The sequence below is a fragment of the Nostoc sp. DSM 114159 genome, assembly GCF_053470285.1.
On the sequence record NZ_JBPFEH010000001.1, the window covers coordinates 4,893,552 to 4,905,923 of the forward strand.

At 42.4% G+C, this 12,372-nt stretch carries 5 protein-coding genes; all 5 read right to left on the bottom strand.

Features of this window, described 5'->3' with window-relative positions; genetic code table 11:
- Positions 1–32: 32 nt before the first annotated feature.
- The 5 genes from hpsC to clpB all read right to left on the bottom strand — a co-directional run bounded on the left by hpsC (position 33) and on the right by clpB (position 12,021).
- On the bottom strand, positions 33–1,055 hold the full coding sequence (hpsC, locus tag ACR5KR_RS20235; RefSeq protein ID WP_448267770.1) for a hormogonium polysaccharide secretion pseudopilin HpsC: 1,023 nt from the start codon (positions 1,053–1,055) through the stop codon (positions 33–35).
- A gap of 74 nt (positions 1,056–1,129) precedes the next feature.
- Positions 1,130–1,846 (bottom strand): hormogonium polysaccharide secretion pseudopilin HpsB, encoded by a 717-nt coding sequence (hpsB, locus tag ACR5KR_RS20240; protein WP_448267771.1) that lies wholly within the window; start codon positions 1,844–1,846, stop codon positions 1,130–1,132.
- Positions 1,847–1,937: 91 nt separating this feature from the next.
- Complete coding sequence (locus ACR5KR_RS20245) at positions 1,938–3,266, bottom strand: IS4 family transposase (protein WP_448270096.1); 1,329 nt, start codon at positions 3,264–3,266, stop codon at positions 1,938–1,940.
- 394 nt (positions 3,267–3,660) lie between these two features.
- Positions 3,661–8,607: a hormogonium polysaccharide biosynthesis protein HpsA gene (gene hpsA, locus ACR5KR_RS20250; RefSeq protein WP_448267772.1), complete on the bottom strand. Its 4,947-nt coding sequence runs from the start codon at positions 8,605–8,607 to the stop codon at positions 3,661–3,663.
- Positions 8,608–9,378: 771 nt separating this feature from the next.
- Positions 9,379–12,021 carry an ATP-dependent chaperone ClpB gene (clpB, locus tag ACR5KR_RS20255; protein WP_448267773.1) on the bottom strand — a complete coding sequence of 881 codons (2,643 nt, stop codon included), beginning with the start codon at positions 12,019–12,021 and terminating at the stop codon, positions 9,379–9,381.
- Between the last annotated feature and the right edge of the window lie 351 nt (positions 12,022–12,372).

Below are 12,372 nucleotides of genomic sequence, written 5' to 3' on the forward strand. Positions count from 1 at the left end.
CTGCTTTTAGTAATATTTGTCAAAGATAGAAGCTATTTGGTAAAGATAAAGCTACTTCCTTGAACCTTAATGTTTGCACTCGGAAAATAACTAGATTTACTCTGCGCGTAACGTGCTTTAGTTTCATCTTGTATTAAACGAGCTTGTGCATTACCTCTTAAATAAACTTCCGCAGCACTCCTATTATCTGCGCTAACTGAATCTACACAAGCATAAAAGCCTCTTCTAGCAAGGTTTGCGACTGCTGGAACTTGGCTAAAGCCAGTAGAACAAGTCACAGTTGCTGTAGCTGTTGGGGTTTCCTGTGCTGTTGTTGTTTGATCTATAAAATCAACCAACACCACAGGAACTTGATCGTAACTCCCCCCTCCTGCCCAACTATTCATTTTTGCTTGTAATGTTATGCCTTTTTGTGACAAGTCAAATGGTTTAAAACCTTTATCTGGACATGGGAGATATTTGTCGGCTGTAGTAAATCCAGGACAATCAGTTCTAGCACTACTAGTACTATTTGGAACGCCATCTTTAATTTCCCATCTGGCGATGCGTGCAGCGTTAGACCAAGTAGTATTAGTATCTTTAATTAAATAGTAGGCAACTAATGAGTAAACAAAAGTATCATCTTTTTGAGTGCCTGTAATTGTAATTGCTTGATTAATTAATTCTCGTTTCCAAAAAACAAGCACAGGAACTTTATCTGTTCCGTTAGGTAGTTGATTCCCAGTTGTACCTGCATTTGGGCAAGTGTTATCGGTACTAGCATCAACAGTACCGCTTAGACAAGCAATTCCAGTAGCATCATATATATATATCGCTTGTTGGAGATCGCGAGTAATATAATCTAGCGCAGCTTTAATTTCTTGCTCAGAGGTTGCTTTGGCTTGTTCCTGACCATCGGTGTTTAAAATACCGATCATAAAACTTAGTAACGGCGTAATTACTAAAAATGCAATGAGCATAGCCACCAATAATTCAATCAGGGTAAAACCACTATTTTTATTTTGCTTGTGAGAGGGTTTTAGCTGAGTACCTAACAGCCACCTTAATATATTCATTTTGCTACAGGTTTTCCTTAGTTACCGATACTGAGTCATGAAATTATTTAAATTATTTATGTTTACCGAGTTAATTATGGTTGACAACCACCAAGGCGATCGCACAAAGCGTTATAGGAGCTTTGACCCCTAACAATTTCAGTTGTCATTTCTACTAGGGGTGCTTTGCGATCGCCTAGTCCCCCGGTGAATGTTGCTGCTGTTTTTCCATTGCTATCACTACTTTTTTTCAAGCTACCAGTACCGATGAAAGCATCTGAACGGTATACCCGAACTCCCAAACGATAGCTTTGACCGCTATCAATTTGAGCGCTACTTGTGCTGATAGTTCCAACTGCATTGCCAAAAGCCTGGATGTAAAACTGAACTGGACTGGTTGTTTTGTAGGTTGTACAGTCGCTTGGTAGATTTATTTTGCCATCATTGTGAAAGCAATACAAACTAGTTGCGTCTGCAGGAACAGCCGCACTACTAATTAAATAGTCGCCACTGGTAGTTGAGCTTGATACTGTTCTAGGTGCAGCAGCAGTTGCAGCACTAAGTGAAGTAGTATTTGATACTTGATCTTCTGAGATTGTTTTAGACTTAATAGCATCAATGAAGGCTTTAGCCGCTCCTGTTGCCAATTCCACCCGTTTAGCTTGCACGCGAGTTGCTGTTGACATTACTAGAACAGGTGCGATCGCTACTAGCAAAATGGCAACTACGAGGATTGCCACAAGCGACTCAACGATCGTAAAACCAGAATCGTTAGATTGAGCAGATAATTCTTGTAGTTGGCGTGGGTTCATACTCGATTTCTTAATAAGGCTATGTTTTAAAGTAATTTGCGATCGGGTGTAATACTCTCGTAACCTCTCTCCAAACCTCTCCCCTACAAGGCTACGGTGTACACACAAGTTTGCCCAGAGCGAGCTTCCAGCCAAAAAAGGTGGATTCAAATTGCTCAAGTCCGCGGCTCAAAGTAGTAATACCGGGAGGTTTTTGGGATTTGTAACCAGACCAACCACCAAGCCGAGCGATAATCCAAGTCGCCCAAGCAAGAGTTGAAGGAGGATAGGGATTTTGTTGCAGTCGAGTTTTACCTTCTAAAGTAGGAGCAATAGTAGATAAATATTGCTGTTGCTCATGAGAAAAAGCAATATTTGCCGGTAAATCAGGATGATCCCGTCCACCAATCAGTTGTAAAATTCGCACAGCAACAGACAAGGCTAATATAGTTAATCGTTGAATGGCGGTAACCGACTCTAATTGGGTGGCTTCGAGATTTAATCCGGCAGTTTTGAGTGTGGCAAACAGTTGTTCAATTCGCCATCGCCATGTGTACCATCGAATCACCTGTAGTGCTTGTTCTAAACAAACGACTTGGTGGGTAGTGAGTAATCGCCAATGAATCGGTGCTTGACCTGATGGTGGGTTGACTTCAACTGCTTCCACTGCGTAAAGTGTCACACTAGGGGGATAATCTTGCCCATTCAACTTATCTGGACGTTGAATTTTCACTACCGCACGGCGAACAATTAATAATGCCTCCCTTGCTGTTCTACTTTGGCGTGCATCTGACGGCACATTGACTGTATAAGTACCCTCACTGGGCTGTTCATTTAAGTATGTATAAAGTGATTGGGTTTTTCCCACAAGGCGACGGTCAATGCGCGCTCTCACCAACACATGATTGTCTTGATTTGGGACTGTAGCAAATTCCTCATACATATCGCTTTCGCGGTCGGCGATGTGAGTCACTATTTTGGCATTGCCAATAGTTAAACATCTTTGCGTTTCTTCGGCAGAACGTAGCCACTTGTATGATTCTTTCTTTTCTATTGGTAATCGGCTGTAATTGCGCTCATGCTTATCCTGATGGTTAATATCTCTCGTCCACAGTTGTACTGTACTTATCCCCAAGGGAAATCCATTTGCTGCATCTAATACTAGTGTTGGATGAATATAAAATCCTACATCCGTGTTGTTTCCGACTACACCGACACCCTTTGCTTTCAACCTGCCTACATGAGACTGCAAGTTAATTTCGCTTGTATCACTGATAGCTAATATATGCTTTCCTTCTACATGAGTTACGCATTCGTCTGATAGGCTTCGCACTAATTCCCCTACTGTCACATTCTCATTCTCCAAAAACCGATAGTATCCTACTTGTTCGGCTCTATTTTTACTTATTTGGCGAATGCTCACTGATTGATTTTTTCCCAAAGCTTCGTACAATGCTGCCCCCTTTTAGAGAGTCGCGGGTCTCCAAATGCTTTTCCCTCAACTGCTTGCGCGTGTCTTTTGATTGGATTTTCCATCACCTTTTTCTCCCCACAACTCCTTCCCTTATTACTTTACTTGGACTTGTGTGTACACCGTAGGATGCATTGGGGGGAAATAAGAAATCTGGTTCCCTCCCCTTTGCAAGGGGAGGGTTAGGGTGGGGTAAAACCGATATTTATCAACGACTTCAGACTTGTGTGTACACCGTAGCCCCTACAAGGGGAGAGGCTTTGAATTTTCCTCCTTCCCTATTAGGGAAGGGGGCTAGGGAGTTAGGTCTGTTAACGTGGTCTATTCACCCGAAAAGTGATGTAAAAACTCTCATTTAAACACTTTAGGATGGTTGGAGTTGGCAGCTAGTAGGACGTTCAGTTGCAGGTAGCGCAAATTTGAAACCACTGCCAAAGTAACTAGTGTCTGCAGTCTCAAATCCGTCCGATGTTTGAGTTTGTACACCACATAACAGAGTTTTTACCCAAAGGTCATCGCGACCTACTTCTCGGAAGTATTCATTCGGGGGATCTGCTGCTGGAGTTACAAAGCGCTGGGCAAACAAGTCGGGGTTTTGCGCCAATAATGCCACATCAAAACCCCAGTTACGGTTAGGAGGCATATAATAAGGCGCTTCACCACTAGGAGTAGTAATGTAAGTACTATCTGATGTGTAACCAGGTCTTGCAGAATTCAGAACTCTGAAAAAGATACTGTTATTCTTAGCAATGTTAGCAGCGGTAGTATCATTAGGGTCAGAAGTGGTTGCAGGAGGAGTTGTTGGCCCTGGTCTGACAAGAGCTTGGAATGGTGCAGTAGCATAGATACTGCGTTTAAATTGGATGAATGAACCGTTGATATTGGCATCAATCCCATCCCAGTTTTCTAAGAAGCGCACAAAGTTATGCAAACCCCCATTGATTTCGTAGGTACTTGAACTCACACGAGCCGGAGTATCACCACCCGCAACTACTAGATTAAAATTGGTTGCACTTGCCTGAGACAACCATCTAGTGTTTTTAACGACACTAGACGCTCCTGCTAAAGCGGCGTAATTTAGAGTATTAGGTAGTGTTGAGGTTGTTACTTGTAATTGCAATACAGGTTCAAATAGAGGCTGGTATGTCGCATCTCTGGCGGGTGAAGCAGGGTTGAATAGTGATGCGTCTGTGGCTCCAGGAAAATCCCTAAGCGAACCAGAAGCCGGTAGTTTGGGGTATCTGTAGAATACACGATCGGTGTTGTTGTATTTGATCTCGCTCAGTGTCGATGGTGGTGGGCTATTAGGAGAACTAGTATTTGTTGTGGTTGCAAACCATAGAGCATTAGTTGCTATGTCAGGTATACTAAGCGGGTCTAACACACCACTTATGAAATTTAGCGGCAATTCTCTTACTACACCTAATTTAATACCTAGTGGAATGGGATTAGCACTAGTATAATTTATGGCGTTGTTACTAGTATTAGCAAGCTTACCAAAATCAACATCACCCGTTGGTGTGTATTTCCGTTTGAACGCAACCCTACGAGCAAATTGAGCAAAATCAGCCCTTGGCGATCGCGCAGTTGTACCAGCTAATAGTCTGTTGGGAGCTACACCAACTACATCACTAGACCTTTTTAGGATTTCTGTGTTTAGGTCAAAAGTATGGGTTGTAGTAGGATCGCTATCTAAACCCACATACCAGTCACCCGGTTGACACTCTGAAACTGGTATTTTGAAGCACATCTCCATTACATACTCTGGAAAACTTCCTCGACGCTGAATGGGCGTGACGAAGTTGTTCACATAAGAACTGTTATTGTTTACTGAGTCGGCAGCAGCGGGAGTACCTGTATAGTAGGTATCACCACCAGAGTCAGTCAAGAATTTAGATGAAGTGAGAAAGTTGTTATTCCAGAAACCTACCTTCAGTCGGCTGAGTACGACGTTAGGATCGCTCCCTTGGTTATTTCGTAAATCGTAATCACCCTCATTGCGGAAACCTTCACGGAAGTTACCAGAGAGCAAGGTAACAGCATCGGCAATTACTGATGCTGGTCGCCAAGTTTCGCCTGTTGTGCAATTGGGTAGTCTAGGGTCACTAGGCCGACAAGCAAAGTCAGGATCGCGATTTGCCGCAGCACGAGTGTAAAATTTAGTATCGTAGTTAGCAGCGCTGGGAGCAGGTAAAAGATCCGGGGTTTTGAATTCTTGTTTAGTGTGCAGATTAAAATCGCCTTTAACATACACTGGTAGCTCAGTTGCTAAAATTAAGCCTTTTTCTTCTGCTCTGTAATTAGTCTGGCGACTCAAGTTAGTGCCATTAATCAACATAATGGCGTTAGGTCGCCGTTCTGGATCGAGATTGTAGTCACTAGCGCTGATATTTTCACTAGTTGGGTTACTGCGATCTTTTTGAGCATCATCACGGGAGGCATAGATAATGCCGCTATTGGGCAATAGATATTCGTTATCCGATGCAGCGCCAATTGCTTGTGTGCGAAGCTGACCTAAATCTATGGTAGTAGCACGAATTTCTAGAGGCTGACGCTGTTCAACTTCTAAATTGTAGTTTCCAGTTAATGTACCACCTTTATCTATAGCCTTAATTTGTCGGGCATCAAGAAATGTAATTTCTTTGATTACGCCATCAGGAATGTAGGTAGTACTCCGACTCAGAGTGCCATCAGCAATCTGTATTGCACAGATAGTAGAGTCAATTGCTGATTGCTCAGAGAGAGTGAGTTTACTGGTAGTTGCTTTTGCCAGTGCTTGCCGTAGTAGAGGATTCACAAGGCGGCCATTGGGAAATACCAAGTTAGCTTGATATTTCAAGCGATTTAGCAAACTTACACCAGTGTTAGTCACATCATCAGCATTAGCCGCAGGTGTAAAAAAACCATTGGCATCTACTGTTTGTCCTCTAGTTATACCATCAGATGCAGTAGCGGGAGCAGCATAAACAAGCCCATTGTTAGATGCTGCTACTGTTGTCGAATCAAGGGGATTATAGGTGTTTGTAGTTGCTGTTGTCTGATTAGTAGGGTTGTAGTAGCTACTTACACAGGCCATGGGTGTTTGATAATCGTCTGGTGTACTCGCCTGAGGACTATAGGAATCAAACTTGTAGTGATACACTACCGTGGCACGCATTACCAAATCACCACGTTTTTGTTTACTCGCATTCAGTGGATCGGTCGGATCGGATACAACCATAGGCATAGTATCAGGCCACACTACAGTGCCATAACTTTCGTTGATTCCCGACGTGCTAGGATCGTCAACCAGTTCTGGCTTTCCTCCTCGTGTTGGAAGAGTAGGTTGGACGAGTGTTCTTAGTCCAGAACCTGTAGGTGTATATACTCCTGCACCTGTAATCACCCTCAGTCCACCAACTACATCAAGGGGATTAGATCGGGGTGAAGCGGCTGAAATTTCCCAAAAACCATCACGTCCTGTTACCCCTAAATCTGATAACTGTCTGACGCGAGTGGTACGAGTTCGATCTTTGGTAGTGCTACTTGTCCACTTCACAGCAGGAGTGATGGCTTGAGGTTCATCGTCTCCTACAAAGTCTCCTTTTGTATTGTCCCATATAAGTTCAGGCAGGTTGTTGCCTACTACGATGCGATCGCCTAACTCTGTTTCTATTACGGGAGTATTATCTACAACGTCTGGATCTCTAGTAGGTAGTTGTGCCGTATTTAGTGTTAGTGTTGTATTAGTATCTGTTGGATAAATCCAGGCATCCATTGGACGTAGCGTATTAACAGAACCTTTCATAAAGGTTGCTGCATCTGTTATATAGTCGTACTCAGTAGTGCCAGTTTTTATAATAGCAGAAGTACCATAAGGAACTTCTAGAAATGGTACACGCCTAGTACGTTTACGGAACCAGTTTTCTAATTCTTCCTTGCGTACTTTAGTCGCATCTAAACTTGGATCGTTTAGAATCCGGTTGGTTATATTAGTTCTGATGTCTTGAGGATCAGTAGTAGTAGCATTGTTAAGTTGTGCCTTCACTAACAAGTCTATGCGTTGAGCATAAGCCTGAGTGTTATAGGCAATGTCATTTGAGTTATTTGAGGTAGTTTTATTAGTAGATGCTAAAGTTTTATTTGTAGTAGGCGCACCATTTTCTACAAATAAATCTACGTATGTTCCACCTGTATTACTTGTACTGATTGGACTACTAGTTGCAATATTGCCGCCAACAACTATCTTGCTATTTTCTCGTTCGTAGTAACATGAATACCTACTACTGACCTGAAATAGGGTTATATCTTGACTAGTTTTAGCAGTAAATAAGTTACTGTTGGTAAAGATGCGTCCATTGAGACGGAATCTCGGCCCTGGTGTAATATCTAAGTCATCTTCATAAACAACGGCATTATTAGTAATAGAAACTTGGCTACGATCTTGTTGCATTTCTAATGCGGAAAAGCCCTTATTACCTCGATACTTCTCATATTTGGTCGTATCAAGAGAAGTAGCTTGAGCAATATCACTAATGGGAACCGTTACTGCATATACGAAAAAGCTTTTTTTCAATTCGCCAGTTGGTAGTTTATACCAACCCGAACTACCTACTAAGCTGGCACTAGTATCACCAGCTACATCACAAGCTCCACCTGCCTTAGCTAGTAGCATCGGAGGGGTTCTAGCATCTAATGGACTTCTACTTCGGAGTGTACCAGTTTGGGGGGGAGTACGGAAGTAGATACCATAGAGAATAAAGCTATCAAATTTACCGTTATTATCTGTATCGGCAGGAAATTTCCAGGCTGTTTGTATGCTTTCTTGATTTTCTAAAGCCATACTACTACTTGCTTCAATCATCGGACTTGAAGTACTTTTATTAAGGTTATAAGCCAGGGTTATAGGAGTTTCATCACCGAATGTATAGATAGAAAGTTTATTAACTAAGGTATTGTATAGGGTTAGATTTGATGGGACAGAACGTGGTAGAGTCGGGTCAGCAAACAATGCACTTATTTTGGCTTTAGCCCTGTCTAAAGCAGGGGTGGCGGCTTGCATTGTCGCTTCATTCACGCGGACATTACTAGCATTTTTAGAACGCTCAAAAGACCGAAATAAAATTGCAGTTGTTAACAGTACGACTACCAAAACTACCATCGCTACTGTTGGCAATACAAAGCCAGAGTTAACCGAACTGCGTCTTCTTTGAGTACCAGAGATAGTTCGCAAAAGCCATATAAGTTGTCTATTAATTGCAGATAAAAGCTGCTTGCTAATTTGTCTGAAGGTTTTTTGAATTACCTTGAATAGCTGACGTTTTCTAGACATATCTGCTTCCTGGTCAAGTGGATTATAGCGAATTTTCTATTTTTTCAAAGTTTTAAGTCATGCCTATCAAGTATTGTTACAGGCATGGCATGAGACGATATTTATCTAATGACTACATTTTGTTTTACTAACTTCCAAACTAAAGTAGCTATAAAAAAGATAATTTATTAAAGTTATATCATTTATGAATTGTTCATTTGCTCCGGTAAACACTGATTTTTTCAGAATTATTTAGTTCCAGTCTGATAAATAATAAGAGCATTAGTTCACAGTAGAATTGCGTAAATGTGTTTTATTTGAAGACAAATTTATGAAGATGTTGTCAGCAGAGTAGGCTTATAATACCCATCTGTTAAAGGAAAGATATCAGTTAGGCGCAAAATAATCAGATGTGCGGCTTAGATTCCCGACTTTTTAATTAAAGAAGTAGGGAATATTGTTGTTGACATTGCTTTGATTAATTACTAATTACTCATTAGTACACCTTGGCGTAAATCCCACTACCATCTTTAAATACAAGCAAGCTTCTGCCACAAGATACAGCAAAATTAGTACCCTGTGGCAGAAGCTACTAGGCATCATAGATGCAACACGCAGTTACATTAATGTTAAAAGGATGGTTAGAAACCGCAACTATACGGGGTTTACTCACATCTGTGGGTTTCAAACCCTCAATTATTCTTAGATTTTGTTTGTGTATCCAAGCCAGTTTGGTCTTCTCCCTACAGCCCTTTAGGTACGTACCGTTGAGTGAAGGGGAGACGCTAGGTGCTATGTAGCAATCTGTGGTACTGACACCTTCACCAGCACTTTTTTGCTAAAAGATAGACCGTTTTCATTTTTGTCGATGATAATCGTGTCTCCAGAGATAAAAGTATTTTCCAATAACTTGGTGGCGAGGGGGTTTTCTACTTCTCGCTGAATTGCCCGTTTGAGTGGACGCGCACCATAAACTGGGTCATAGCCTGATTCAACAAGATAATCGCAAGCTGATTGAGATATCTCAAAGAAGATTTTTTGCTCGCGCAGGAGATTTTCTACTCGCTTGAGTTGAATGCGGATGATCTGCCGCATTTCCGTGCGACTGAGGGCATGGAAGAGAATAATATCATCAAGGCGGGTGAGAAATTCTGGGCGGAAATGCGATCGCAAAGCATCCATTACCCGCTTTTGCATCGTTTCATACTTGGAATCATCACCAGATATATCCAAAATATGTTCGCTACCAATGTTACTGGTCATCACAATGACGGTGTTACGAAAATCTACCGTCCTTCCTTGAGAGTCAGTAACTCTCCCATCATCCAACACCTGCAATAAAATGTTGAACACATCGGGGTGCGCCTTTTCCACTTCATCCAACAGCACCACTGAATAAGGACGGCGGCGAATCGCCTCGGAAAGTTGACCGCCTTCTTCATATCCTATGTATCCTGGAGGCGCACCCACTAAGCGAGAAACTGAGTGTTTTTCCATATACTCAGACATATCCAAGCGCACCAATGCATCATCAGAATCAAAGAGAAACTGAGCTAAAGCACGGGCGAGTTCGGTTTTACCCACACCTGTGGGGCCCATGAACAAAAATGAACCAATGGGACGAGAGGGATCTTTCATCCCCGCACGGGCGCGGCGAATTGCGGCTGCTACTGCTTCTACAGCCTCTTCTTGCCCAATGACTCTTTGATGCAAATGACTTTCTAATTGCAGTAATTTTTGTCGTTCCGATTCCAACAGGCGATTGACGGGAATTCCTGTCCACTTAGCGACGATTTCGGCAATATCGGCTTCGGTAACTTGTTCTCGCAGCAACGTGGAACCTTGGTTTTGAATTTCTAAAAGACTCGTTTCTTTAGCTTCACGCTCGTGCTGCACTCCCTCCAATTTGCCATACTTTAGTTGGGCAGCTTTATTTAGATCGTAGGCGCGTTCCGCCTGTTCAATTTGCACTCGCAGCGCATCTTCTTCTTTCTTTAAGGCGCTTATCGCCTCCAATAACTGCTTTTCGCCTTGCCATTGCTCATTAAATATTTGCTGTTTTTCCGTTAAATTGGCGATTTCTTGTTCAATGCGCTGCAAACGTTCTTTCGTTTGGGGAGTACCCTTTTCTTCGCCAGCTAATGACAGCTTTTCCATTTCTAACTGCATGAGGCGGCGATCGATGGTTTCCAATTCGGCTGGTTTGGAGGTAATCTCCATTTTCAACTGTGCTGCTGCTTCATCTACTAAGTCAATAGCTTTATCTGGTAAAAAGCGATCGCTAATATAACGTGCTGACAAGGTTGCTGCTGCTACCAACGCCGAATCAGAAATTTTGACGTTGTGATGCACTTCATAGCGTTCTTTCAACCCCCGCAGAATGGAAATAGTATTTTCCACACTTGGCTGATCGACAAATACTTGTTGAAAGCGGCGTTCTAGGGCAGCATCTTTCTCAATGTGTTTGCGGAACTCATCGAGGGTAGTTGCGCCAATACAACGCAATTCTCCCCGCGCCAGCATTGGTTTGAGCAAATTTCCGGCATCCATTGCCCCTTGTTGGCTAGAACCTGTACCGACTACGGTATGTAGTTCGTCAATAAACAAGACAATTTGACCGTTAGATTCCGTAACTTCTTTGAGGACAGCTTTTAGGCGTTCTTCAAATTCTCCTCGCAATTTTGCCCCAGCAATTAAACTACCGATATCTAAAGAAATGAGTTGGCGGTTTTTCAGAGATTCTGGAACATCACCGTTTACCATCCGTTGTGCTAATGCTTCGGCGATCGCTGTTTTACCTACCCCAGGTTCGCCAATGAGTACGGGGTTATTTTTGCTACGACGAGACAATACTTGAATTACCCGTCGAATTTCGTCATCTCGCCCAATTACTGGGTCGAGTTTTCCCGCTTTTGCCTGTTCTGTCAAATCTCTGCCAAATTTTTGTAAGGCGTCATAGCGGGATTCTGGGGTTTGATCTGTGACTTTTTGGCTACCGCGAATAGTTTTGATCGTAGCTTCGAGTTTAGGTGCATCCGCATTAAAGCCTTTGAGTATTTTTCGTCCAATGCGATCGTCTTCAGCAAAGGCCAAAAGTATGTGTTCCACAGAAATGTAGGAATCTTTCATCCTAGCTCTAGCTTCCTCGGCTCGGTCTAGTAAAATATCTAAACTGCGGCTAAGGTAAAGCTGATCGCTTTTACCAACTTTCGGCTGGCGTTGGGTAAAGGCTTCTAGCTGCTGTTGCAAGCGGATTGGATCGACCTCAGATCGAGCTAGGATACGTATTGCTAGACTAGTGGGTTCTTCTAATAGGGCAATAATTAAATGTTCAACATCTAGTTGCTGTTGTTGATAAGCACGGACTATATCCTGAGATTTAACAATTGCTTCCCAGGCTTTATCAGTAAATTTATTTGGATCTGTAGGTTGCATCTTTAGAATTTTAGAATTTGGATTTTTAGTTTAAGGATTGGGGATTATTAAAGGGAGTAGGGAGTGGGAAGTGGTTGTAACCCTACTCCTTAATACCCAGATAATTATCCAAACATTCTGGGCGGATATCCGCGTGTATCTCCGGTGGCAATTTGGGATTGGCAATTGATGATAGTTTAATCCATTGCCTATTTCCTAATTTAAAACGAAAATACTGTTATGAGCAGACTTTCCCCGATGGTGTTATTGGAGCGATGTCTACTACGGGATATTCGGCGTCGCTATTACTGTTGCTCATCAAGGGCAATATTGGAGTAATACAAATAGGATTTACGTAGAGGAGATCCCCTA

Bases quoted from the DNA above. Each gene is read 5' to 3' on its own strand.
- hpsC (WP_448267770.1), bottom strand. From the start codon at position 1,055: ATGAATATATTAAGGTGGCTGTTAGGTACTCAGCTAAAACCCTCTCAC.
- hpsA (WP_448267772.1), bottom strand. From the start codon at position 8,607: ATGTCTAGAAAACGTCAGCTATTCAAGGTAATTCAAAAAACCTTCAGA.
- hpsB (WP_448267771.1), bottom strand. From the start codon at position 1,846: ATGAACCCACGCCAACTACAAGAATTATCTGCTCAATCTAACGATTCT.
- clpB (WP_448267773.1), bottom strand. From the start codon at position 12,021: ATGCAACCTACAGATCCAAATAAATTTACTGATAAAGCCTGGGAAGCA.